Here is a 22,943-nt window from a genome sequence, read left to right as displayed (position 1 = left end):
GCCACCGAACCCGGCAACGCGAAACCCGGCAGGGCGAAAACCGGCACAGCCAAAACCGGCACAGCGAAGCCCCGTGCGCAGGCTGGCGGGGAGACGCTGCTGGGGCTCAAGCGCCGCGCCCGCCGGATCAACAAGGCACTGGCCGAGCAGTATCCCTATGCGCATGCTGAGCTGGATTTCCGCAGCCCGTTCGAACTGGTCGTGGCCACGGTGCTCTCGGCCCAGACCACGGACGTGCTGGTCAACCAGATCACGCCGCTGCTGTTCGCCCGGTACCCGGATGCCCGCAGCATGGCCGAGGCCGAGCCCGCCGACCTGGAAGCCATCATCAAACCCACCGGGTTCTTCCGGGCCAAGGCGCGGAACCTGATGGCGCTGGGCACCAAGCTTGTCGACGACTACGACGGCGAGGTGCCCGGCCGGCTGGAAGACCTGGTGAAGCTGCCCGGCGTCGGACGGAAGACCGCCAACGTCGTCCTGGGCAACGCGTTCGGGATCCCCGGCATCACGGTGGACACCCACTTCGGCCGGCTGGCCCGCCGCTTCGGCTGGACGGACTCGGACGATCCGGTCCGGATCGAATCCGACGTCGCCGAATTGTTCGAGCCGAAAGACTGGACCATGCTCTCGCACCGAGTCGTCTTCCACGGCCGGCGCGTCTGCCATTCCCGCAAACCGGCCTGCGGCGCCTGCGCCGTGGCGAACTGGTGCCCAAGCTACGGAGCCGGCGAGACCGATCCGGAGAAGGCCAGAAAGCTGCTGAAGTACGAACTGGCCCCGGGCCAGGAAGAACTGCTGGCGAAGCTGCTGGCCGAAACCCACCGGGCCGCGGAAATCCGGATGGAATCGCAGAGAAGGCCGCAATGACCGCCCGCCAGGACCTGATTGACCTTGTAGCCGCGGTGCAGGCCGGGACGGCCCCGTCGCCGGATCCTCGCTGGCGCGAACTGGCCGTTGAGCCGGGCGAACGGGTGCGCCGTGCCGCCGTGCTGATGCTGTTCGGCTCGCTGGACGATGTCCCGGCGACGTCGGTGAAGCTGCTGGCGCCGGCGGACCTGGACGTGCTGCTGCTCCAGCGCGCGCAGACCCTCGACGACCACCCGGGACAGGTGGCGTTCCCCGGCGGCGGCATCGACCCCGGCGAAACCGTGGTCGAGGCCGCCCTGCGCGAGGCCGAAGAGGAAACAGGACTGGATCCGCAGGGCGTTGAGGTCCTCGGCGTCATGCCCGAACTGGCGCTGCCGCGCGGGAACTTCCTGGTCACGCCCGTCCTTGGCTGGTGGGCGTCCCAGTCACCCGTCCGGGTAGTGGACTACGGCGAGTCATCACAGGTCTTCCGGGTGCCCGTCCGGGACCTGCTCGACCCCGACAACAGGGTGATGGCAACCGTCAGCCGGGCCGGCCTGACCTTTCAGAGCCCGGCCTTCACCGTCAACGGCGTGGTGGTCTGGGGTTTCACCGGCATGATCCTCAACCAGCTGTTCGACCAGCTGGGCTGGTCGGTCCCATGGGACCGGACGCGCCTGCACGGGATCGACGGGTAGCGGCGCGCCTTCGCTAGCGCGACGTCAGCAGCGGCGCAGGCCGCGAGGACGACGTCGCGGCGGGCTTGCTCACGGACTGGGTGACGGCCTTCCGGGCGGAGCGGTCAACGACCAGCCCGGTTGCGGCGTTCTCGCGCACCGCCGTGATGCCGGCGGCCGCTCCCTTGATGGTGTTAAAAAGCGGTGAAACGGCAACTACTGTCCCGTCCGGTGCCGTCAGCTTGAAGAAATACGACTCGTCTCCGGCCGCTGCAATCTCGAATACGCCAGCCACTGTGCTGCCTCCCCGGTTCCCTGCCTCGTTGCATTTGCGCCGGCGGATCACTCGGGATCATCGCCGGCCTTTTCGACTGTAACGGGGCCCGCGGAGCAGGCGCAACGCTACCGGCGGGTACGTTACCCGGGGTGTCCGGCCCGGCGTCGGGCAGCGGTTGAGGGCAGCTATTTGGCGTTGTCGTAGGAGTCCACGACGGCGATGCTGACCGGAAATTCCACCGGGATCCTGCCGAACAGCAACTCCTTGGCGGCTGCCGCGGATTCCTCGATCGCCCGGATGCAGGCATCGACGGCGTCGGCAGGGCAATGGACCATGACCTCGTCGTGCAGGAAGAAGACCAGTTCCCCGGCCGGTGAGCCGTCGGCGCGCAGTCCCCGCAGCCGCCGTCGTAGTTCCGCCAGCCAGCAGGCCGCCCAGTCGGCCGCGGAACCCTGCACCACGAAGTTGCGCGTGAACCTTCCGCGAGAGCGCGCCAGCGACTCGGCCCGGCGTTGTTCCTCCGCGGTGGCGGACTGCTGGCTGTGCAGCCACCGCTCCGAAGGCGGCGGGCTGCTGCGGCCCAGCCGGGAGGTGACGGTCTTACCCGCCTCGCCCTCGCGGGCTGCCTGCTCCACGAAGCCGACGGCGCGCGGATAGGTCCGGGCCAGCTGCGGCATCAGCCGGCCGGATTCGCCGGTGGTGGCGCCGTAAATCGCGCCGAGCAGCGCGACCTTGGCCTTGGCCCGGTCACCGCCGAAACCCTGAGCGGCGATGCCGGCGTAGAGGTCTTTGTCGCGGGCGGCTTCCGCCATCTTGGAATCCTGTGCCAGCGCCACCAGTACGCGGGGCTCCAGCTGCGAGGCATCCGCGACGATCAGTTTGTGGCCAGGGTCGGCGTGGACGGCGCCTCGGATCTGGCGGGGGATCTGCAGCGCCCCGCCGCCGCGGGAGGCCCAGCGTCCGGACACGACCCCGCCCACCACGTATTCGGGCTGGAAGCGGCCGTCCTTGACCCAGGCATCCAGCCACGCCCAGCCGTTCGCGGCGTGGAGCCGGGCGAGCTTCTTGTAGGCCAGCAGCGGCTCGATCGCCGGGTGGCTGGATTCCTTCAGCTCCCACTGGCGCGTGCTCTTGACCTCGATGCCGTTCCGGTGCAGGGCCCGCATCAGTTCCTGCGGGGAGTCGGGGTTCAGCGCCGGGGACTGCAGCAGCCGGCGGAGTTCGCTGTTGAGGGCCTCGAGCTTGGCCGGACGGTGGCCCTGCGGCGGACGCGGACCGAGGTAGTCGGCAAGGATCTGTTCGTGCAGCTCCTCGCGCCAGGGAACGCCGGTGTGCTGCATCTCGGCGGCGATCATGGCCCCGGCGGACTCGGCGGCCAGAAGGAGCTGGAGCCTTTGCTTTCGGCGGTCCCCGTCCAGAGCGACGCCGGCCAGTGCTTCCTGCTGCGCGGCGTACTCGGCGCGCAGTTCCTCGGGGGAGTGCCGCGGCGCAGCGCGCAGGCCCGGGTCCTCAAACAGGGCGCCCTGGTCCGCGGGCGGCGGAGGCGGCTGCAGGGCCCGTGGCGGCTGCTGGACGTCGTCGTCCTGGGTGAGCTTCTCCGCGTTCCGGGCGTACTCGGTGTGCGCAGTGAACTCCGAATGGGCCAGGATGGCGCCGCACAGCGTCAGGTCATGGCAGCGTTCCAGCTCGACCCCTGCGGCCAGCAGCGCCGGGTACCAGTCCTGCGTGCGGTGCCAGATCCAGCGCGGCCGCTGCAGCTCCAGCTGCCGCACGACGCCGGGCAGCTCGGCGGCGCTGACGATGCGTGGTTCCGGGGCGGCGGGATCGGGAGCGCCCGACGGCGTGAGTCGTTGTAGGGCTGCGCCGTCGGCGTGGGCGGCGAGCAGCAGATGCATAGGCTCAATTCTGCCCTGTCGTTGTGCTTCCGGCGGACCGGCCCGGGCGGGGGTCGTACCAGCCCGCCGGGACAAGCCGGGCGGGGCCGGGCCGCGCCTAAGTCGGGCCGGGCCGCGCCCAAGTCGGGCCGGGCAGCGCCGGGCCGCGCCCAAGTCGGGCCGGGCAGCGCCGGGCCAAGCCGAAGGCGGCCCGGTTTTCCACATAGCCGAAGACGGCGGGCGGCTGCGGCGTCCGCAGCGCCGAAAGTGGAGGCATGAGCAGGCATCAGTTACCCGAGCCAGTTACCAGTAAGGCGCCGTCCCGAAAGCCCGTGTCAAGGGCCGGGCCCCAAGCGGGACCGGACCCGGGGCCAGACCCCGGTTCGTGGCTTCCCGACGGGGCGGCGGAGACGCTGCTGGTCACCGGGTCCGAGGTCCTGCGCGGGGAGGTGGAACGGATTGTGGCCGCGGCGGGCCGGCAGCTTAGCCTGGCGGGGGATGCCGCGGAAGCGGTCCCGTACTGGGACTCTGCTGGCGCAGTGCTCGTGGGCAGTGACGTCCGGGAACTCCCGATCCGGCGTCGTGCACCGGCCGTTCTTGTAGGACTGAGTGGTGAGGGCGACAGGCTTTGGCAGCTGGCCGCGGCCATGGGTGCCGAACGGGTGGCCGTCCTCCCCGAGGGCGGACCCTGGCTCGCCGAGTACCTCAGCCGATCGCACGCCCCGGATCCGGGCGGGCATGTCCTCGGCGTGGTTGGTGGCTGCGGCGGCGCCGGGGCAACCACCGCCGCGATCTGGCTGGCCCAGGCCGCCGCGGGGCTGGGAGCCAGAGTCCTTTTGATCGACGGAGACCCCTGGGGCGGCGGCCTCGAACTGGCCCTCGCCGCCGAAGAAGAACCCGGGCTCCGTTGGCCGGACCTCGCCGAGGCCAGCGGCAGCATCGATCCGGATCAGCTCCACGAGGCGCTGCCCGAAGCGGGCGGGTTCTCTTTCCTGTCCTGGCCGGGCAGCCGGGAACGGCCGCAGGCCATCGACGCGGCCGCGGTCGTCGGGGTGCTCGACGCCGCGCGTCGCTGCTACGAGCTGGTGGTGCTGGACGTCGGCCGCGGACGCGAGGCACTGCGGACCTTCGCCTGGGAATGCGACCGGGTCGTCGTGGTGCTGCCTGCCCAGCTCCGGGCGGCGGTGGCCTCCGCCCGTTTGGTGCCGGAGCTACCGCCTGTAGAGACCGCACTGGTGATCCGGACGAAACCCGGGGTCGCGTTCGACTACCAGCTGATTTCCCAAGCCGTGGGGCTCCCGGTGCAGGGCATTATGCCCGAGGTCCGGGGGACGGCCGCCGCCACCGAACTCGGGCGCCTGCTGGACGCCGGGGGACGGCGGAGCGTTCAACGCTTCACCGAAGGAGTTCTGGCCTTCAGCACGGAGGGGTTCCCGTGAGTTCGCATCTGGCCGCGGACCCGCCGGAGCCGGAGCGTCCACGGTTCCGCAGGCAACTGCGCGCGCCCCAGCGGCGGGTAGATGCGCGGCTGCTCGAAGCGGTCCGCGAATCGGTCATGGCCGACGCCGGCCCGGTCACCCCGTCAAGGGTGGCGGCGGCCGTGCAGGCCAGCGGCAAGCTCCTTGGCACAGCGGGTGCCTTGGCCGCCGTCGAAAGCATCAGCGCGGAACTGAATGGGCTGGGACCGCTGCAGCCGCTGGCGCGCGACCCGCTCGTGACGGACATCTTCGTCAACGGTCCGGACTCGGTGTGGCTGGACCGTGGCCGCGGGCTTGAACGCGCCCCGGTCGCCTTTGCCAACGAGGCCCAGGTCCGAGCCCTCGCCGCCCGACTCGTGGCCGCCGGCGGCCGGCGGCTGGATGACAGCTCGCCCTGCGTGGATGTCAGGCTCGACGGCGGCTACCGGGTCCACGCAGTGCTGCCGCCGATCTCCACGGCCGGCACGCTGCTGAGCGTGCGGATCCGCCGTGAGTCCGTTTTCTCGCTGGACGAGCTCTCCCGTGGTGGTATGTTCGGCCCGTTCATCCAGGACGTCCTCACGCGAATGGTGGCGCGCCGCCTGAGCTTTCTATTGAGCGGCGCGACGGGCTCGGGAAAAACAACGCTGCTTGCCACGCTGCTCGGGCTCTGCGGACCTGGGGAGCGGCTGGTCCTGATCGAGGATGCTTCGGAGCTCAACCCGGTGCACCCGCACGTGGTGTCCCTCGAATCGCGCCACAGCAACCTGGAGGGCGGCGGCGCCGTTGATCTCGGCGAGCTGGTCCGGCAGGCCCTGCGGATGCGGCCCGACAGGCTCGTGGTGGGGGAGTGCCGCGGCGCCGAGGTCCGGGAGCTGCTCTCCGCGATGAACACCGGGCACACTGGAGCCGGCGGCACCATCCATGCCAACACCGCCGCAGCGGTCCCGGCCCGGCTGACGGCGCTCGGCGCGCTCGCGGGGATGGGGCCGGACGCCGTGCGCCTTCAGGCAGCCAGCGCCCTCGACGCCGTCGTCCATCTGGAACGTACACGGTTAGGCCGTCAGGTGGCGTGCGTGGGACTGGTCGGAGAAGGCGTGTCAGGCCTGGCCGTAGCCGTGGCGCTGGTAACGGTGGGCGGCGAGGTACGCGCCGGGCCCGCGTGGCCCGAGCTGGCGGCCCGTCTGGGCCTGGATCCGGCTGCTGGCCCCGGGACCGGCGTGCCCAGCCTGGCGGCCGGCCCGCCATGACGACCGTCTTGGCCGGAATTCTGGCCCTCGCGTCTTGGCTGGCGTTCGTGCCGCCGGGGGCGTCCGGCCGGCGCCTCCGGCGGGCTCTGCGCTCCGTGGGCGCGGCCGGGGCACCGGCCCTCGGGCGGCCGGGACAAGGACGGCGTGGGCGCTTAGCGCTGTGGCGCGGGACGGGTAGAGCCGAGCCGGTGGTCCCCATGACTGTGGTGGTGCAGCAGTTGGCCGCCTTGCTGAAGGGCGGCCGGACTCCTGCGCGGCTGTGGGAGGAACTCTGGTTTCTCTATGGTGACCTGCGGGAGCCGGACCGGGCGAAGGGCGGCGGGGGTGGGCGTCCGAACCGCGCCGCGCCCACTCATGGTCTGGGCGCGACGTCGCTTGCGATCCTGGCCGCAGCCCGGGCTGCGGCCTTGAGGGGTTCCCCGGTCGCCGCGGCCATCCGGAAGGGCGCCGGGACCGGCACCGGCAGTGCTGCGCGCCGCGGACCCGGCGGAAGGGAGCGGGCGATCTGGGTGGAACTCGCGGCCTGCTTCGACATCGCCGAGGCCACCGGCTGTCCCCTCGCCGAGGTCCTGACGCGCTTCGCCGCTCACCTCGAGGCCCAGGACGACGCCGAAGCCGCACGGCAGACCGCACTGGCCGGGCCCAAGGCCACCGTCCGGATCCTGACCTGGCTGCCCTTCCTGGGGCTCGTCCTCGGTGTCCTGCTCGGCGTGGATCCCTCGACCATCCTGCTCGGCACCCCCTTAGGCATGGCGGCCCTCGTTGCTGGGCTGGCCCTTACGGCCGCGGGCCGGATCTGGTCTGCCCGTCTCGTCCGGGCCGCTGCCGGGCGGCAGCGGTGATACCGCAGGCTGGCGGTCTCGCTGTGGCCGGCCTGCTGGCGTCCGCAGTGATCGTGGCGCTCGCAGACCAGCGGCGCGCGGGCCTGCGCTGGAGGCGGCTGGGCCGGCGTCCGCCTGGTCGGGCTCCCGCGGGTGCCCGACCGGACGGCACAGGCGCGGCGGCGGACCACGTAGGCGGTCTTCGTGATCCGGCCATGATGTTGGAATTGATCGGTGCCATGCTGGACGCCGGATCCGGGCTGGGGCGCTCGCTGGAGCTGATCGCCGTCCACGCCGACCCCGCGATCGGGCGTCCGCTGGTCCCGGTCGTCTCCGCCCTCGCGATCGGCGCCGACTGGGAGACTGCATGGCGTAGTTCCGGCGCGATCCCCGCCCAGTTGCAGGCCCTCCGCGATGCCCTGGGTTTCGCCGCGCTGACCGGCGTGCCGTCCTCGGCCATCCTCTATGCGCAGGCCGCCCGGCTCCGCCGCGAGCAGTTCCGGACCGCCGAGCAGCGGGCCGCTGCGTTGGGCGTGAAGCTGGTCATCCCCCTGGGGCTGTGTTCGCTGCCCGCCTTCGTGTGCCTGGGCATTGTGCCGGTATTGCTCGCGATGGTGCCGCATGGCTCCTGACGGCTGCCGCCCGGCGCGCCGACTCGTCCTCCACAGCCGAAGTTGTCCACTTGGCCATGCATCGCCCTTACCGGCGACGGGCGCGGGCGCGACATTGGAATCAGCCGGCAACTGCGCCGGCATCGCCTGAGAGGAAAGCTCATGACACTCCACCGAAACGCCCCCGCCGGCTCCGACCGCGCGGACGCCGACACCGGAGCCGCGGAGGTGCGGGAGATCTACCCCGGCGCCCGGCAGGCACCGCCGGTGCGGGACTCTTCCCGGCCGGCCCGCAGCTGGAAAAAGCTCCCCGGCTCCGAAGCGGGAATGGCCACGGCTGAATATGCCATTGCCACGCTGGCCGCCGTCGGCTTCGCCGGCTTGCTCGTGCTGATCATGCGCAGCGACGAGGTCCGGGGGTTCCTGCTGAACCTTATCCGCACGGCGCTGGCACTGCCGTGACCCGGGGATCCCGGAGTGCGCCGGCGGCCCCGGCCAAGGCGTCCGCACAACCGGGATGGTGCCTTCCGAAGCACCTGGACGCAGCGAAGCGGGGATCCCGTGCGGGCCAAGCCGCAGCAGCCGCCCGGGGCGCGGTAACGGCCGAGTTCGCCGTCGCGCTGCCAGCCGTTGTGCTGCTGCTGGGGTTGTTGCTGGCGGGTTCCGCCGCGGGGTTGACGCAACTCCGGCTGGAGGAAGCCGCGCGAGCCGGTGCGAGGGCGCTCGCGCGCGGTGAGGACGCCGCCGCCGTCGGCGGAATCGTCCGGCGGTTGGCCGGTGATTCGGCGCTGGCCGCTGTGGTCTCCGACGGGGTCTGGCTCAGCGTCACGGTGTCCGGAACCGTCAGCGGTGCGATGGGTCCGCTGGTTCCGTGGACCCTTACCGCGAAAGCGTGGGCGAGGAGTGAATCCTCTGACGCGCCTGCCCTCTCCGTTCCCGCGACGGCGGATCTTGCCCTGGGCTGGCGCGCGTGATGCCGCCTGTGGTGCGGGACCCTGAACTGGGTGCGGGCAGCGCCGTGGCGTTGGGCCTAGGGATGGTGCTGCTGCTCGCGATGACCGCTGTCGTCTTGCTGGGCCAGGCGGCGGTGATGGCGTCGAAAGCCGCGGCTGCGGCGGATCTGGCGGCACTCGCAGCCGCGGATGCAGCCCGTGGACTCTCCGCCGGCGAGCCGTGTGCCGTCGCCGCCGACGTCGCCGGCCGCCATGATGCGCGGCTGGTGGGCTGTTTGGTCGAACCCGGCGACACCGTCCGGGTCCGCACGGAACTGCGATCCCGCACGGTGTTCGGTCCGGCCACCGGCCCGGCGAGGGCCGGACCTCCGCCGGCAGAGGACCCCGGACCGGCGTCCGGGATCCGGGATCCGGTAAGCGGGCGCCGGACTAACCCGGCTGGCTGATGACGTGCCCGGCGGCCGGGGCTGCCCCCTGCTCCTCGGCAGGGCCGCCCATAAGATCGGTGGCGTCGGTCAGCAGCATCTCAATCAGCGTGACGGCGGCGTCCTTGTCCAGCGGGTTGTTCTTATTGCCGCACTTGGGGGACTGCACGCAGGACGGGCAGCCGGACTCGCACTCGCAGGCCTTGATGGCGTCGCGCGTCGCGGAGAGCCACACCCTGGCCTTGTCGTAGCCGCGCTCGGCGAAGCCGGCCCCGCCGGGGTGGCCGTCGTACACGAAGATCGTAGGCACCCCGGTGTCGGCGTGGATGGCCGTGGACACTCCGCCGATGTCCCACCGGTCGCTGGACGCCACCAGCGGCAGCAGCCCGATGGCCGCGTGCTCGGCCGCGTGCAAAGCCCCCGGGAACTGCGCCTCGATCAGCCCCGCGCCCGTCAGGGAGCGGTTGTCCATCACGAACCACACCGCCTTGGTGAACAGGTCCCGGGCGCCCAGTTGCAGCGGTTCCTCGCCGAGGATCTCGTTCGAAATCAGCGCCTTGCGCTGGAAGGAGACCACCTGTGTCGTCACTTTCACGTCACCGAAGTGCACCGCGACGTCCCCCCACTGCGTGGTGCGGAGTGTCTCCAGGACCTCGATCTGCGTCACGTCGCGCGCGGTCGTGTAGTAGTCGGGGTTGGCCCGGCGCACCACGACGCAGTGCTCGCCTTCGTTCAAATCCTCGACGACGTAGCTCTCGCCCTGATGAACGTAGATGGCGCCGGTGTGCGCCTGATAGTGGGTCTGGGGTGAATCCATGGTGCCGAGCAGGGAGCCGGTGTCAGCGTCCACGATGCTCACCGGACCGCCGCCGTCGGCCCGCAGGTTCACCATGGCCGCGGCGCTCTGGGGGTGGGTCCAGAACCAGCCCGCGGGGCGTTTGCGCAGGTAGCCCTGGACCACCAGCTGGTCCAGCAGCTTCTCGGCTGTCGGGCCGAACAGCTCCAGCTCCGCATAGCCCAGCGGAAGTTCCGCCGCGGCGGCGCACAGGTGGGGGCCCAGAACGTACGGGTTGGAGGGGTCGAAGACCGTCGCCTCTACCGAGACGTCGAAGATCGCCTCCGGGTGGTTCACCAGATAGGTGTCGAGCGGATCGTCGCTCGCGACGAAGGCGGCAATGGCGTCCTGTCCGGCGCGGCCCGCCCGGCCGATCTGTTGGAACAGCGACGCCCGGGTTCCCGGCCAGCCGGCGACCAGAACCGCGTCGAGCCCCGAGATGTCGATGCCAAGTTCGAGCGCGGAGGTGCTCGATACACCCAGCAGCTCGCCGGAGCGCAACGCCTTTTCCAGTGCCCGCCGTTCCTCCGGCAGGTACCCGGAACGGTAGGCCGCCACCCGCTGCGGCAGGCTGGGGTCCACTTCGTCCAGGAGGCGCTTGGTGATGGAGGCGATCGTCTCGGCGCCGCGGCGCGATTTGATGAACGCGATGGTCCGGATCCGGGAGGAGACCAGGTTGGCCAGCAGGTCCGAGGTTTCGGCGACGGCGGTTCGGCGTTCCTTGGCGCCGTTTTCGCCGCGCAGCTCGGTCAGTGCGGGTTCCCAGAACGCCACGGTCGTGGCGCCGTGCGGCGAACAGTCTTCGGACACCGCCCGGACCGGGGCGCCGATGAGCCGGCCGAAGGAGGTGCCGGGGTCGGATGCGGTGGCCGATGCGGCGATGAACACCGGTCCGGGGTGGGACGTGCCGGGGCTGTAGTAGGCACAGATCCGTCGCAGCCGTCGCATCAGGTTGGCCACGTGCGATCCGAACACGCCCCGGTAGCTGTGTGCCTCGTCCACGATCACGTAGCGGAGCCGGCGGAAGAATCGCGCCCACCAGGTGTGGTTCGGCAGGATCCCGAAATGCAACATGTCGGGGTTGGCCAAGATGACGTTGGCGTGGTCCCGGATCCAGCGGCGGGACGCCGGGTCGGTGTCGCCGTCGTAGGTTTCCGCGCGGACAGTGGGGAGCTTGAGCGAGCGGATGGCGGCCAGCTGGTCGGCGGCCAGGGCCTTGGTGGGGGAGAGGTAGAGGGCCACGGCGCCGTCGTCGTGGATCTTGCCCGGGTCGGCGAGGACGCGCAGCTCGGAGCGGTGGACCGCATCCAGCGCCGGCAGCTGGTAGGCGAGGGACTTGCCGGAGGCGGTGCCGGTGGCGATCACCACATGTTCGCCTGCGTGCGCCAGTTCGGCGGCCTGCACCTGATGACGGTAGGGCTCGTGGATGCCGAGAGAGCCGTAGGCCTGCACCAAGTCGGGGTGCACCCACTCCGGCCACGGTTCATTGACGGCCTTCCGGGCGGGAATCGTGCGCACATGCCGCAGCTGTTCCGGGTCCGGGCCGCGGCCCAGCAACGGGATCAGAGACTCATGTGGATTCACTCCAACATTGTTTCACCCGGGCTCAAATCGACCCGCGGCTTCACGGACCGACGCCGGGGCAGGGAACCCGCTCATCCCACGGAGAGGTCGGCGCCCTCGTCCGAGGCGGAAAGCATCAGCACATGGCACACCGTGGTCCAGCCGAGATGCGAGTACAGCTGCTGGCCGTCCAGGGAGGCCAGCAGGAGCCCGCCTTCGACGTCGTGTTCAAACGCCTGGGCGGCCAGTGCCCGCATGATGAAGCTGCCGAGTCCGCGCCGCTGGAACCCGGGCTCGGTGACGATCTTGTCGAAGACGGCGGTGTGGTCCGCGACGAACACCCGCCCGCTGGCGGCCACCTCTTCGCCGGCATAGACGACGGCATGGTGGACACCGCCCGTGGTCGACGGCACCCAGCGCAGATCGTCGTCCGGAAGCCAGGGGTCCTCGGCGTCCTGGGTTTCCATGTCCACGATCATCATGGTCTGCGACGCCGAGGTGACGTTCAGCCCGTTCTTCTCGGCCAGGGCGGAGTAGCGAGCCACGTCGTTGGTGAGGATCGTAAGGATCCGGGCCGGGACCTCGGCGGTCTTGGCGGCCAGCTCCTCGAACTCGGAATCCGAGGGGTCATGGGCGAAATATTCCCACTCGTGGGTCGTGTCCGCCCTCAGCGCGGCGGGAAAGCGGCCCTCCCTGCGGGTCTCATAACCCCGGCAACCGGCCCACCCGGCAACCCAGACCTCAAGGAGGTGGGTGGTGTCGTCAACCATGGCGTCAAGGCTCATGAGATGAGCGTATTCCAGCCCCGCCGCAAGCAACAGGGGCCGGGATCCGCGGGGCCGCTTGCTTACGCAATTGTGACAGTCGGGCCGGGCGCACGCCGCGGCGCCCGGGCGTATGGCGTCCGCGGCGGACCCCGGAGGGTGGGGCATCCGTGGCGCCTCCATCCCGCAACGCCCGGCGCCGGGTTTTGCCCCGCCCAGTACGCTTAAATACGTGGCTTTGAATCGAATTGTGCTCTTTTACGGCTTTACCCCGATCGCGGACCCGGACGCCGTCCGGCTCTGGCAGCGCGCCCTCTGCGAAAAGCTCGGGCTGACCGGCCGGATCATCATCTCCAAGGACGGCATCAACGCGACCGTCGGCGGCGAGATCGGCGCCGTCAAGCAGTACGTCAAGACGACCCGCGAATACAAGGGCTTCCGCGGCATCGACGTGAAGTGGTCCGACGGCGGTGCCGCGGACTTCCCCCGGCTGAGCGTCAAAGTACGTGACGAGATCGTCTCCTTCGGCGCCCCGGGGGAGCTCAAGGTGGACGAAAACGGCGTCGTCGGCGGCGGGACGCATCTTGCGCCCGAGGAACTGCACCGGCTCGTGGAAGCGAAGAAGCAGGCCGGGGACGAAGTGGTGTTCTTCGACGGACGCAACGGCTTCGAAGCCCAGATCGGAAAATTCAAGGACGCCGTCGTCCCCGACGTCGCGACGACCCACGATTTCATCAAGGAACTGGACTCCGGCAAGTACGACGCCCTCAAAGACAAGCCCGTGGTCACCTACTGCACCGGCGGCATCCGCTGCGAGGTCCTCTCGAGCCTGATGGTCAACCGCGGCTTCAAGGAGGTCTACCAGCTCGACGGCGGGATCGTCCGCTACGGGGAGGCGTTCAAGGACCAGGGGCTGTGGGAGGGCTCCCTCTACGTCTTCGATAAGCGGATGCACCTGGAGTTCAGCGAGGACGCAAAGACCATCGGCCAGTGCGTCCGCTGCGCGGCGCCCACCAGCAAGTTCGAGAACTGCTCCAACCCCAGCTGCCGCACCCTGACGCTGTACTGCATTGACTGCGCCTCGGACCCGGCGACGCTGCGCTGCCCGGACGGCTGCGCTGCCGCCTGAGGACGCGCTCCGCCGCCTGAGGACGCGCTCCGCCGCCTGAGGTAGCAATCGGAGGGCCGGCTGGTCGCTGACCTAGATCCGGCTCACGCGGTAGGCGAAATTCGCCGGCGCCAGGGACCCGATCCGGACCCTCAGCACCGTGTCCGCGCCGAGTTGCACCACGTTGACCCGTGGCGTGCCGCACCGCAGGCTCAAGTCCACCAGAATGCTCGCCTTGTCCACGATGGTGAACGACACCCGCCGGGTACTTCGGCAGACCAGGGTCAGGGCATAGGTTCCGCTCGGCAGCTGCGTGGTGGTCTCATTGCGCGTCGCGCCGGCGTCCAGCAGCCCGTAGCCGGTATGGAATACCTGGCCCTGGGTTTCCGGTAACACTTCCGTCACCCAGTGTTTGAGTTCCGGCCCGGTCACCGGCCGGTTCAGGCCGGGGTCCTGGGGGAGGGCGGCGTCGCTGAACGTGGTCGCCTGCGACGGCGCATCACGTGCGGAAAGCCCGTCGTCGTACTCATACTCGCAACCGGCCAGCCCGGTGGCGCAGGACAGCGCAGCGGCCAGCACGACGGCGGTGAGCATGCCGCGCGACCGCAGCGGCAGGGGTGCCTGCGCGGTGGGCATACTCAGACTTTAAGCCCGGCCGCGGCGGCGGGCCAGAGCCCGGCGGTCCGGCGCGCTTCTAAGCGGAAGGGCGGCGCTCGAGCCGGAACCCGACGGCGGCGCCTGGATCCGACCCGGTTGAGCTCGGCTCGATTTGCACCGTGATCGGCCCCGATTCGAGCTTCACGGCTTTCTGGACACTGCGCCCGCAGGTGACGTTGAGCTGCAGTCTGGCCCCGTCCCGGCGGTCAGGCTGCGAAACGGTGAGGAGCACGTTTGGTGTACCGGCGCAGGCAACCTTCACGGTATACGGGCCCTTGGCTGCGCCCGGCGCGGTCTGTCGGAAGCCGATCCCGCCTAAAGCCGACATCAGTTCGGTCTTGGGCGGGGCACCGAGGAGCCGCTGAACTTCCGTCAGGTTCTTGGCCGCTTCGGCCGCCAGCTCCGGGTCCTGCGTTGGCAGTGGCGGCCGCGGCGCAGCGGACCGGACCGATGGCCCGGCGTCGGTCGCCGGGAGCCCGACGTCGTCCGCGACTTTACAGCCGGCCAGCGCTACCGCCGCGCAGAGCGCCAGCGCGAACGTCAGCGCCCAAACACGGACCCCTTGCCTACCCCCAGTAGCAACCATGCCCCGAGCCTAGCCACGCTTCCGGCCGGCGCAAGTCACATCAGGCTGCGGCCACCAGTTGGTAGGCAAAGATGAGCGGGGCGTCCACGCTCGAAGCGCTGATCTTCAGCGTGCCCGCCGCGGGCACCTTGATCCTGGCGGTCTCCCGGCTGCCGTTGCAGGCGGCCCCGGCTTCCGTGAGGTGGTTTCCGTCGAGGGTGACCTCGAAGAATTCCTTGCCGCCGCCGTCGCAACTCATCGTCAAGGTGTAGTTGCCGGCCGGGACGCTGGCGTCCTTGGCGACCGGGTCGCGGTTAAGGATCTTGCCGGCGTCCGCCAGGACGATCCCGCTGGCCGACGGCAACGCGCTGGCCTTCCAAGCGTTCACGTCGGCGGATTCGATAGAGCCCCCGGCGGAGCACGCCGAGGCTCCCAGCACGACGGCGACGCCGGCCGCGGCGGCGAAGAGGCGCCCGAGAGCGCGAGGGCGGGAGGGTGAGGGCGGAGCGAAAAGCATGCCTCCAACTTACCCGCTGGGGCGTGCCGTCCCTGCCCCGCCGTCGTCCCGTGGCCGCTAGCCGGCAATCAGCTCCCGCGCTCGTCCCGGCACGGGCCAGGCGAGAAGAAGCCTTGACCTTGACGCCGCGTCAACATTTAGGCTCGGAGTAGCGGCCGGATAGTCCGGGCGCTCCAGGGTTGAGGAGAACGACAGCCATGGACTGGTCCGTGCAGCAGATCGCGAAGATCGCGGGCACCACGAGCCGGACGCTGCGCCACTACGACGCCGTCGGGCTGCTCAAGCCCAGCCGCACCGGGGACAACGGTTACCGGTACTACGACCAGGCCGCACTGCTCCGGCTGCAGCGCATCCTGCTGCTGCGGGAACTGGGACTCGGCCTGCCGGCAATCGCCGAGGCGCTCGCCCGCGAGGGGGAGGCCGAACGCGCGCTGGCCGGCCACCTCAAGTGGCTGCGCCAGGAGCAGGACCGGCTGGCGCGGCAGATCGCCTCGGTCCAACACACACTCAGGGAAGTCAAGGCAGGAAGGGAACCCATGGCAGAGAAAATGTTCGACGGCTTCGACCATACGCAGTACAAGGACGAGGTGGAGGGGCGCTGGGGCACGGCCGCCTATGCGCAGGGCGACGCCTGGTGGCGCGGCATGGGCGCCGCCGAAAAGGACGCCTGGAAACAGCGGTCCAAGCAGCTGGGCCGGGACTGGATTGCCGCGGCCGAATCGGGTGCCGCCCCGGACGGTCCGGAAGCGCAGGACCTCGCACGGCGCCAGGTCGAATGGCTCACCGGTATTCCGGGGACCCCGGCGGCCGGCGGAGGGAACGTGAGGGAATACGTGTCCGGTCTCGGTGACATGTACGTGGCAGATCCGCGTTTCGCCGCGAACTACGGTGGGGCCGCCGGCGCCGCGTTCGTGCGGGACGCGCTGCGGGCCTACGCGAGCAAGAACCTCTGACGCGGCAGCACCTCCGCTTCGGCGGGGGCCGGCGGGCCCGCACCTAAACCTGTGCCGCGCCTAAACTTGTCCGGTGACTCCTTCTACGCTTTTCACGGCCGGCAACACCCCCGACGCTCCCCGCAGCGACTTCCCGGACCTGCTCCAGGCGCTCGCCGCGGACCTGCGCGCCATCGGCTACACGGTTGACGGCGTGGCCGAACTCCTGGGCCCGGCCGCCCACGCGGCCCTGGGCCGGGACCAGCTCATCCCCGCCCTGATCGCCACCGAGGCCGCCGTCGGTGGCGGGACGACGACGTCGGCGCTCGCCGCCGTCATCCGCCTGTGGCTGCTGGCCGAGCCGCAGCCGGCCGGGACCCTTGACGCCGCACTGCCCGGCATCCGCACGGCGGGCCTGGTGGAACTGGGCCTCGTGGAGCCGTCCCCGGAGGGCCTGGTCCAGGCGAAGGTGGATCTGCGGCCGTACGGCTGGGAGGGCGCCGCCGGTGAAGAGACAATCAGCAGCGGCGGGGCCGAGCTCTGGGTGGCCAGCGACCTGGCCGCCCACCAGCGCCCGGGCGTGCTGCGCCATGACCACGTGCTGGGGATCGGTCAGGCGTCCACCACCCTGGTGCAGGTCACCGCCCGCCGGCACGTGGCCCGCGCCTTGGACCTCGGCACCGGCTGCGGCATCCAGACCTTCCACCTCTTGCACCACGCCGAGCACGTCACTGCCACCGACATCTCGGAGCGGGCGCTGGCGTTCACCCGCTTCAACCTGATGCTGAATGCGGCGGCGCTGCACCTGGACCCCGCCGAGCCGGAAAGCCGGGTGAGCCTGCGGCTGGGCTCGCTGCTGGATCCGGTGGCGGGGCAGGAATTCGACCTGGTGGTCTCCAATCCGCCGTTCGTCATCACTCCGCGAGGGGCCGGGGAGACCGCCTCGGACCAGTTCACCTACCGCGACGGCGGCCTGCCGGGCGATGACATCGTCGCCGCGCTTGTCCGGGACCTCCCCTCGGTCCTCGCCCCCGGAGGGACAGCCCAGCTGCTGGGCAACTGGGAGATCCCGGCGGGCGCCGCGTGGGCCGACCGGCCGCGAAGCTGGGCCAGCCCGGACGCAGACGTCTGGTTCATCCAGCGCGAGCAGGTCAGCCCGGAAGAGTACGCAGAGACCTGGCTGCGGGACGCCTCCGAGGCCCGCGACCGGCGGCTCTACCAGGACTCCTATGCCGCCTACCTGGACGACTTCGCGTCCCGGAACGTGGAGGCCATCGGCTTCGGGATGATCTGGCTGCGGCGACCCGCGGCCGGCGCCCGGCCGGTGATGTCCCGGTTTGAGGAGATTACCTACCCGATCGAACAGCCCGTCGGCCCGCACCTGGGCGCCGCCGTCGAGCGCGCCGACTGGCTGGCCGCGCACGAGCTGGAATCCGCGCACCTGCTGGTGGCCGACGATGTCACCGAGGAGCGGCACCAGCGTCCCGGCGCCGAACACCCCGGCGTGATCCTGCTGCGCCAGGGCGCGGGGCTGCGCCGCACCAACCTGCTCAGCACCGAGCTGGCCGGCTTTGTCTCAGCGTGCGACGGCGAGCTCTCCGTCGGGCAGATCATCGGCGCCCTTGACGCCCTGCTGGGCGGCTACGAGGGATATGACAGCGCGGCGTTCCGGCAGGGGCTCCTCGACGAGGTGGCCAACCTGGTGCGCGACGGCTTCCTGCTCCCCGCCTGAGACGGACGACGGCGGCACCGCGACCGGCACCGGGACCGCGAGCGGCACCGCGCCTTCGCGGCCGAAGCGAGGCAGCACGTAGGCGGCGACGGCGAGGGCCACGAGCACGCCGCCCGCCCCTGTGATGAGGAAACTCAGCCGGACCGGCAGCAGTGCGCCGAGCAGGCCGCCGATGGCCAGGGCGGCAATGGAGACGGCGCGGGTCATGCCGCCGATGATCGCCATCGCCTGGCCCCGCCCGCTCTCCGGGATGCGCAGGATCGCGATCGCACCGAAGCAGGCGTTCAGGGCGCCGCAGGCCGTGCCCATCGCCGTGTAGGCCACGAACAGCAGCCCCACGCTGGGCACCAGCCCCATGACTGCCAGGAAAGCCGAGGTCAGGGCCATGCTGGCGAGCAGCACACGCAGCCGGGCCGGCGGCGCCTTGATCCGTCCGGCCAGCGCCGCGCCCACCGCCATGCCGAGCCCGAAGGCCGCAGCGAGCAGACCGTACTGGGTCTCGGTGGCGCCGAGCTCGCCCCGGGCCAGGAAGACTTCCAGCACGTTGGTGGCCTCGCCGACGACAATGAAGAACAGCGCGCCGAGCACCAGCGCCCACACCAGGCTGTCCCGGCGGATCAGCCGCAGGCCATCCAGCAGCGCCGGTGCGTCCCGGCCGGCCAGCTCGGCCGCGGTCCCGCGTCGGGTGCGGATCAGCAGGGCACCGGCGCCCATGGCCAGATAGCAGCCGCTCGCGACCGCAAACACCAGCCCCGAGCCGCCCCAGCCGCTGAGCAGGCCCCCCGCGGCCGGGCCGGCCATTCCAGCGATCATGATGGTGGCCTGCATGGTGCCCATCGCCCTCGGGGTGCGCTCCTCGCCGACGATCCGGGGCAGCAGCGCCTGCCAGGTCGGCCCCGCCACGGCCTGCGCGGCGTCCAACAGGAACGTCATGGCGAACAGCACGGGGATGTGGTTGTCCAGGTACTGCAGGCTTACGCCCATGCCCGCCACGGCCACGGCGCTGACCACGGACGACGCCGTCGCAAGCGTGCGGGAATCACGCGTGTCGGCGAGCCGGCCCGCCCACGGCGCCAGCAGGACCAGCGGCAGCGCCGAGCACAGCAGGTAAGCCGCCACGAGCCATGGGCCGGCAGCCGGTGCCGCACCGTCCGCCGCGACGTTCTGCAGGTGCAGCATGACGCTGACGACGACGGCGCCCATGCCGCCGGTCGCCAGGAACCGGGAGCTGCTGGCGAGCAGGAAGTCGCGGTTGCGCCAAAGTGAAGGCTCGCCGGATGCGCCGCGCACTTTATGAAGTATGTGTTTCATAACCGCAAGGTATCCCGCCCCTGCAGGTAGTGTCAAGCATTTCTTTCATAGTTTGGCAGGCGTCGGTAGACTGAAAGCGTGAATGCAGAAACTCCCAAGTCGGTCGGCCCCGCCGAGACCGCCGCTCCGGCCGCCAAGCGCAGGCCGCGTCCGGAAAAGAAGGTCGAAATCACCGACCCGAAGGCGATCCGGGCGCTGGCCCACGCCGCCCGGCTCGAGGTCATTTCCGAGCTGTATTCCACCCAGGTAAGCCGAACCGCCACTGAACTTGCCGCCCAGACCGGCCTCACCCCGAGCGCCATGAGCTACCACCTGCGCGCTTTGCAGAAGTGGGGCATCGTGGTGCCCGCGGCCACCGCCGGCGATGCCCGCGAACGCCGCTGGAAAGCCGCCGGCACCGACTTCACCATCAATTCGGGCGGGGGAGTGGCCAGTCCGGAATTCGCCGTGCTGGACTTGGAGCTAGACGCCTACCGCCGGCGCGTCAACGCTTACGCCAGGACCCGGGACGAGCGGCGCCAGCGCGGCGAAGCCGTGGACGGCACCTCCTCCGTGGTGCTGGCCAGCAACCTGCTGTACCTGACCCCGGCCCAGGCCGGAGAGCTGAACGAGAGGCTCTTCGACCTGCTGAGGGACTACGAGCTCGAGGACCCGGACCGGGTGCCCGAGGGGGCTGTCCGGATGGCCACCATGTGGTCGATGATTCCGGACGACCGGGGCAAGGCCGCGCCGGCGTCCTAAGCGGCAGCGCGGCGCTCCCGAAGGCCGCAACTGTGGGTGCTTCGTTACGTTTGCAAGACGTGCCCGGGAGACTGACTTTTGCACCCGGATGCGCGGGAATCTGCAAAATATGGTGAACTAGGCGGGTATGGGCGCATCTGCCCGAGCAACCTTTTTCTGTAGGAGCACCGTGCCAAGCAAGGCCCCCACCGGCAAGAAACTCGTGATTGTGGAGTCTCCCGCCAAGAGCAAGACCATCGCCAAGTACCTGGGCGAAGGTTTCATCGTTGAGGCCTCCATCGGTCACATCCGCGACCTGCCGCAGCCTTCGGAGCTCCCCGCAGAGTTGAAGAAAACGCCGCTGGGCAAGTTCGCCGTCGACATTGAACACGACTTCAAGCCGTACTACGTGGTGTCTCCGGACAAGAAGAAAAAGGTCGCCGAACTCAAGGCCCAGCTCAAGGGCGCTGACGCCCTCTACCTCGCAACCGATGGGGACCGCGAGGGCGAGGCCATCGCGTGGCACCTGCTGGAAGTCCTCAAGCCCAAAGTCCCCGTGTACCGGATGACCTTCGGCGAAATCACCAAGGAAGCCATCCACCGCGCGATGGACAACCTGCGCGACGTGGACCAGGACCTCGTGGACGCGCAGGAAACCCGCCGCGTGCTGGACCGCCTCTACGGCTACGAAATCTCCCCGGTACTGTGGCGCAAGGTGGCCCGCGGCCTGTCCGCCGGCCGCGTGCAGTCCGTCGTCACCCGCATGGTGGTGGACCGGGAACGGGAGCGGATGGCGTTCAAGTCGGCGTCCTACTGGGACCTGACCGGCCAGTTCGGCGCGGAGTCCGGCTCCTTCAAGGCCAAGCTGGCTGCTGTCGATGGCTCCAAGGTCGCCAGCGGACGGGACTTCAACGACGCCGGCGAGCTCACCTCGCGCGGCGTCGTGCACCTGAACGAGGAACTCGCCGGCGCCCTGGCCGCCGGCCTGCAGGAGGCGGACTTCCGCGTCCGCTCCGTCGACACCAAGCCCTACACCCGCCGTCCCGCGGCGCCGTTCACCACCTCCACGCTGCAGCAGGAGGCCGGCCGCAAACTGCGCTTCTCCTCCAAGAGCACCATGCAGGTGGCCCAGCGGCTCTACGAAAACGGCTACATCACGTATATGCGTACGGACTCGAATGCGCTGAGCAACGAGGCCATCACCGCCGCGCGGCGCCAGGCCTCCGAGCTGTACGGCCCCGAGTACGTCCCGGCCTCGCCCCGCGTCTACAGCGGCAAGGCAGCCAACGCGCAGGAAGCCCACGAGGCCATCCGCCCCGCCGGCGACTCCTTCCGCACCCCGGCACAGGTTGCCAAGCAGCTCTCCGGCGACGAGTTCCGCCTTTACGAGCTGATCTGGAAGCGCACCGTCGCCTCCCAGATGGCCGACGCAAAGGGCTCCACCGCGACCATCCGACTGGGCGCCGTCACCGTGGGTGGCGCGGCGGACGGCCGGGACGCCGAGTTCTCCGCCTCCGGCACCGTCATCACCTTCCCGGGCTTCCTCGCCGCTTATGAGGAAGGCAAGGACGAGAGCCGCGGAGACGAGGACTCCGAGGAAGCGCGCCGGCTGCCCAACGTGGCCAAGGGCGACGCGCTGACCGCTTCGGAGATCGTCGCCGTCGGGCATGAAACCTCGCCGCCGCCGCGCTTCACCGAAGCGTCCCTGACCGCGGAACTGGAAAAGAAAGGCATCGGCCGCCCGTCGACCTACGCCTCCACAATCTCCACCATCCAGGACCGCGGCTACGTCCGGAAGCAAGGCTCCGCGCTGGTCCCGAGCTGGATCGCGTTCTCCGTGATCCGGCTGCTCGAACAGCACTTCCACGACTACGTGGACTACGACTTCACTGCCGACATGGAAGCCGACCTGGACAAGATCGCCAACGGCCAGGAAGCCGGACCCGCCTGGCTCAAGCATTTCTACTTCGGTCAGGATTCCGAGCCCGGCCTGCTGAGCATCGTCAACAACCTTGGCGAGATCGACGCCCGCGAAATCAACTCCATCCCGATCACCGACGGCATCACGCTGCGCGTCGGCAAGTTCGGCCCGTACCTGGAGAGCTCCGTCCCCACCGTGGACCCGAAGACCGGCGAAGTCATCGAGTCCGCCCGCGCCAACGTCCCCGAGGACCTGGCTCCGGACGAGCTCACCGCCGCCAAGGCAGTCGAGCTGATGGAGACCGCCGCCCCGGAGGAGCGCGTGCTGGGCACGGACCCGCACACCGGGCATACCATTGTGGCCAAGAACGGCCGCTACGGCGCCTACGTCACCGAGATCATCCCGGAGATGACCGAGGAGCAGCTCGCCAACCAGCCGGTGGAGTACTACAAGAACGGCAAGCCAAAGCCGCCGAAGAAGCCGGTCAAGGCCAAGCCGCGCACCGGCTCGCTGTTCGCCTCCATGAGCGTGGACACCGTGACCCTCGATGAGGCGCTGCAGTTGATGAGCCTGCCGCGGGTGCTGGGCCAGGACGCCGAGGGCAACCCCATCACGGTGCAGAACGGACGCTTCGGCCCGTACCTGAAGAAGGGCACGGACTCCCGTTCCATCGGCTCGGAGGAGGAAATCTTCACCATCACGCTGGAACAGGCACTGGAGATCTACTCGCAGCCCAAGCAGCGCGGCGCCCGCGCCGCCGTCCCGCCGCTGGCGGAGTTCGGCCCGGACCCGGTCTCGGAGAAGAACATCGTGGTGAAGGAAGGCCGCTTCGGCCCGTACATCACCGACGGCGTCACCAACATCACGGTGCCGCGCAGCACCGCCATCGAGGAACTGACCCGGGAACGCGCCGTCGAACTCCTCGCCGAGAAGCGGGCCAAGGGCCCGGTCAAGCGAACGACGACGGCCCGCAAGGCGCCCGCCCGCAAGGCCGCCGCCAAGAAGTAGATGCACTTCGCCCCCGCTCGCGGGTTCCTTCCCAGCTCGACGTCAGAAGACGCCGACGGCGGACGGAACCCGCGAGTGGTTGTGCACATAGGTCCATCGCGGACTTTCGGAAGGGGAGC

21 protein-coding genes and 1 pseudogene are annotated in these 22,943 nt (G+C 70.2%); 14 read left to right on the top strand and 8 right to left on the bottom strand.

What is annotated here, in order from left to right; translation table 11 throughout:
• Positions 1 to 96: 96 nt before the first annotated feature.
• Complete coding sequence (gene nth, locus AC1DBL_RS03095; protein ID WP_476892285.1) at positions 97 to 867, top strand: endonuclease III; 771 nt, start codon at positions 97 to 99, stop codon at positions 865 to 867.
• Positions 864 to 1,544, top strand: a complete 681-nt coding sequence (locus AC1DBL_RS03090) for an NUDIX hydrolase (RefSeq protein WP_476925441.1) — start codon at positions 864 to 866, stop codon at positions 1,542 to 1,544. The genes nth and AC1DBL_RS03090 overlap by 4 nt, the downstream gene beginning before the upstream one ends.
• A 13-nt stretch (positions 1,545 to 1,557) precedes the next feature.
• On the opposite strand, the gene AC1DBL_RS03085 is transcribed toward AC1DBL_RS03090, so the two are convergent.
• Together AC1DBL_RS03085 and AC1DBL_RS03080 are read right to left on the bottom strand one after the other, a co-directional pair.
• Positions 1,558 to 1,818 carry a YegP family protein gene (locus AC1DBL_RS03085; RefSeq protein WP_476925440.1) on the bottom strand — a complete coding sequence of 87 codons (261 nt, stop codon included), beginning with the start codon at positions 1,816 to 1,818 and terminating at the stop codon, positions 1,558 to 1,560.
• 167 nt (positions 1,819 to 1,985) lie between these two features.
• A complete protein-coding gene (locus AC1DBL_RS03080) occupies positions 1,986 to 3,695 on the bottom strand; it encodes a bifunctional 3'-5' exonuclease/DNA polymerase (RefSeq protein ID WP_441416805.1) in 1,710 nt (569 codons plus the stop codon).
• Between the two features lie 254 nt (positions 3,696 to 3,949).
• Between AC1DBL_RS03080 and ssd the strand changes: the two genes are divergently transcribed.
• The 7 genes from ssd (at position 3,950) to AC1DBL_RS03045 (ending at position 9,212) form a co-directional block, all read left to right on the top strand.
• The gene (gene ssd, locus AC1DBL_RS03075) at positions 3,950 to 5,113 is read left to right on the top strand and encodes a septum site-determining protein Ssd (RefSeq protein WP_476925439.1); all 1,164 of its coding nucleotides are present in this window, start codon (positions 3,950 to 3,952) and stop codon (positions 5,111 to 5,113) included.
• 56 nt (positions 5,114 to 5,169) lie between these two features.
• Positions 5,170 to 6,381: a TadA family conjugal transfer-associated ATPase gene (locus AC1DBL_RS03070; RefSeq protein ID WP_476925551.1), complete on the top strand. Its 1,212-nt coding sequence runs from the start codon at positions 5,170 to 5,172 to the stop codon at positions 6,379 to 6,381.
• A gap of 197 nt (positions 6,382 to 6,578) precedes the next feature.
• Positions 6,579 to 7,223 carry a type II secretion system F family protein gene (locus tag AC1DBL_RS03065; RefSeq protein WP_476925550.1) on the top strand — a complete coding sequence of 215 codons (645 nt, stop codon included), beginning with the start codon at positions 6,579 to 6,581 and terminating at the stop codon, positions 7,221 to 7,223.
• Between the two features lie 194 nt (positions 7,224 to 7,417).
• Positions 7,418 to 7,834, top strand: a complete 417-nt coding sequence (locus AC1DBL_RS03060; protein WP_476925438.1) for a type II secretion system F family protein — start codon at positions 7,418 to 7,420, stop codon at positions 7,832 to 7,834.
• Between the two features lie 141 nt (positions 7,835 to 7,975).
• Positions 7,976 to 8,275: a DUF4244 domain-containing protein gene (locus AC1DBL_RS03055; RefSeq protein WP_476925437.1), complete on the top strand. Its 300-nt coding sequence runs from the start codon at positions 7,976 to 7,978 to the stop codon at positions 8,273 to 8,275.
• Positions 8,272 to 8,787, top strand: a complete 516-nt coding sequence (locus AC1DBL_RS03050) for a TadE family type IV pilus minor pilin (protein ID WP_476925436.1) — start codon at positions 8,272 to 8,274, stop codon at positions 8,785 to 8,787. The genes AC1DBL_RS03055 and AC1DBL_RS03050 overlap by 4 nt, the downstream gene beginning before the upstream one ends.
• Positions 8,787 to 9,212 carry an Rv3654c family TadE-like protein gene (locus tag AC1DBL_RS03045; protein WP_476925549.1) on the top strand — a complete coding sequence of 142 codons (426 nt, stop codon included), beginning with the start codon at positions 8,787 to 8,789 and terminating at the stop codon, positions 9,210 to 9,212. The genes AC1DBL_RS03050 and AC1DBL_RS03045 overlap by 1 nt, the downstream gene beginning before the upstream one ends.
• Here AC1DBL_RS03045 and AC1DBL_RS03040 read toward each other — a convergent pair.
• A complete protein-coding gene (locus AC1DBL_RS03040) occupies positions 9,196 to 11,610 on the bottom strand; it encodes a DEAD/DEAH box helicase (protein WP_476925435.1) in 2,415 nt (804 codons plus the stop codon). The genes AC1DBL_RS03045 and AC1DBL_RS03040 overlap by 17 nt on opposite strands.
• Positions 11,611 to 11,681: 71 nt before the next feature.
• A complete protein-coding gene (locus AC1DBL_RS03035) occupies positions 11,682 to 12,374 on the bottom strand; it encodes a GNAT family N-acetyltransferase (RefSeq protein ID WP_441416812.1) in 693 nt (230 codons plus the stop codon).
• A gap of 211 nt (positions 12,375 to 12,585) precedes the next feature.
• On the opposite strand from AC1DBL_RS03035, the gene trhO reads away from it, so the two are divergent.
• Complete coding sequence (gene trhO, locus AC1DBL_RS03030; RefSeq protein ID WP_441416813.1) at positions 12,586 to 13,482, top strand: oxygen-dependent tRNA uridine(34) hydroxylase TrhO; 897 nt, start codon at positions 12,586 to 12,588, stop codon at positions 13,480 to 13,482.
• Positions 13,483 to 13,554: 72 nt separating this feature from the next.
• Here trhO and AC1DBL_RS03025 read toward each other — a convergent pair whose 3' ends face one another.
• Genes AC1DBL_RS03025 through AC1DBL_RS03015 form a run of 3 tightly spaced genes read right to left on the bottom strand, consistent with a single transcriptional unit; the run spans position 13,555 to position 15,200 of the window.
• Positions 13,555 to 14,097, bottom strand: coding sequence for a hypothetical protein (locus AC1DBL_RS03025; RefSeq protein WP_476925434.1), 543 nt, complete (start codon positions 14,095 to 14,097; stop codon positions 13,555 to 13,557).
• A gap of 58 nt (positions 14,098 to 14,155) precedes the next feature.
• Positions 14,156 to 14,704 carry a hypothetical protein gene (locus AC1DBL_RS03020; protein WP_476925433.1) on the bottom strand — a complete coding sequence of 183 codons (549 nt, stop codon included), beginning with the start codon at positions 14,702 to 14,704 and terminating at the stop codon, positions 14,156 to 14,158.
• A gap of 40 nt (positions 14,705 to 14,744) precedes the next feature.
• Positions 14,745 to 15,200, bottom strand: coding sequence for a hypothetical protein (locus AC1DBL_RS03015; protein ID WP_476925432.1), 456 nt, complete (start codon positions 15,198 to 15,200; stop codon positions 14,745 to 14,747).
• A 197-nt stretch (positions 15,201 to 15,397) separates the two neighbouring features.
• Between AC1DBL_RS03015 and AC1DBL_RS03010 the strand changes: the two genes are divergently transcribed.
• Together AC1DBL_RS03010 and AC1DBL_RS03005 are read left to right on the top strand one after the other, a co-directional pair.
• The gene (locus AC1DBL_RS03010) at positions 15,398 to 16,153 is read left to right on the top strand and encodes a MerR family transcriptional regulator (RefSeq protein ID WP_476892007.1); all 756 of its coding nucleotides are present in this window, start codon (positions 15,398 to 15,400) and stop codon (positions 16,151 to 16,153) included.
• Positions 16,154 to 16,226: 73 nt separating this feature from the next.
• The gene (locus AC1DBL_RS03005) at positions 16,227 to 17,864 is read left to right on the top strand and encodes a DUF7059 domain-containing protein (RefSeq protein ID WP_476925431.1); all 1,638 of its coding nucleotides are present in this window, start codon (positions 16,227 to 16,229) and stop codon (positions 17,862 to 17,864) included.
• 57 nt (positions 17,865 to 17,921) lie between these two features.
• Here the strand turns inward: AC1DBL_RS03005 and AC1DBL_RS03000 are convergent.
• Positions 17,922 to 19,067 (bottom strand): annotated as a pseudogene (locus tag AC1DBL_RS03000) (MFS transporter); the annotation flags it as partial.
• A gap of 186 nt (positions 19,068 to 19,253) precedes the next feature.
• Here AC1DBL_RS03000 and AC1DBL_RS02995 point away from each other — a divergent pair.
• Together AC1DBL_RS02995 and topA are read left to right on the top strand one after the other, a co-directional pair.
• Positions 19,254 to 19,916, top strand: coding sequence for an ArsR/SmtB family transcription factor (locus AC1DBL_RS02995; RefSeq protein ID WP_441416819.1), 663 nt, complete (start codon positions 19,254 to 19,256; stop codon positions 19,914 to 19,916).
• A 169-nt stretch (positions 19,917 to 20,085) separates the two neighbouring features.
• Positions 20,086 to 22,824: a type I DNA topoisomerase gene (gene topA / locus AC1DBL_RS02990; protein WP_476925430.1), complete on the top strand. Its 2,739-nt coding sequence runs from the start codon at positions 20,086 to 20,088 to the stop codon at positions 22,822 to 22,824.
• Positions 22,825 to 22,943 lie beyond the last annotated feature (119 nt).

The sequence above is a fragment of the Arthrobacter sp. 10T44 genome, assembly GCF_056393885.1.
This window is presented reverse-complemented; position numbering and strand designations above follow the sequence as displayed.

Bases quoted from the DNA above. Each gene is read 5' to 3' on its own strand.
- AC1DBL_RS03060 (WP_476925438.1), top strand. From the start codon at position 7,418: ATGATGTTGGAATTGATCGGTGCCATGCTGGACGCCGGATCCGGGCTG.
- AC1DBL_RS03035 (WP_441416812.1), bottom strand. From the start codon at position 12,374: ATGAGCCTTGACGCCATGGTTGACGACACCACCCACCTCCTTGAGGTC.
- AC1DBL_RS03010 (WP_476892007.1), top strand. From the start codon at position 15,398: ATGGACTGGTCCGTGCAGCAGATCGCGAAGATCGCGGGCACCACGAGC.
- AC1DBL_RS03080 (WP_441416805.1), bottom strand. From the start codon at position 3,695: ATGCATCTGCTGCTCGCCGCCCACGCCGACGGCGCAGCCCTACAACGA.
- AC1DBL_RS03090 (WP_476925441.1), top strand. From the start codon at position 864: ATGACCGCCCGCCAGGACCTGATTGACCTTGTAGCCGCGGTGCAGGCC.
- AC1DBL_RS03045 (WP_476925549.1), top strand. From the start codon at position 8,787: ATGCCGCCTGTGGTGCGGGACCCTGAACTGGGTGCGGGCAGCGCCGTG.
- AC1DBL_RS03020 (WP_476925433.1), bottom strand. From the start codon at position 14,704: ATGGTTGCTACTGGGGGTAGGCAAGGGGTCCGTGTTTGGGCGCTGACG.
- AC1DBL_RS03055 (WP_476925437.1), top strand. From the start codon at position 7,976: ATGACACTCCACCGAAACGCCCCCGCCGGCTCCGACCGCGCGGACGCC.
- AC1DBL_RS03025 (WP_476925434.1), bottom strand. From the start codon at position 14,097: ATGCCCACCGCGCAGGCACCCCTGCCGCTGCGGTCGCGCGGCATGCTC.
- ssd (WP_476925439.1), top strand. From the start codon at position 3,950: ATGAGCAGGCATCAGTTACCCGAGCCAGTTACCAGTAAGGCGCCGTCC.
- AC1DBL_RS03065 (WP_476925550.1), top strand. From the start codon at position 6,579: ATGACTGTGGTGGTGCAGCAGTTGGCCGCCTTGCTGAAGGGCGGCCGG.
- AC1DBL_RS03015 (WP_476925432.1), bottom strand. From the start codon at position 15,200: ATGCTTTTCGCTCCGCCCTCACCCTCCCGCCCTCGCGCTCTCGGGCGC.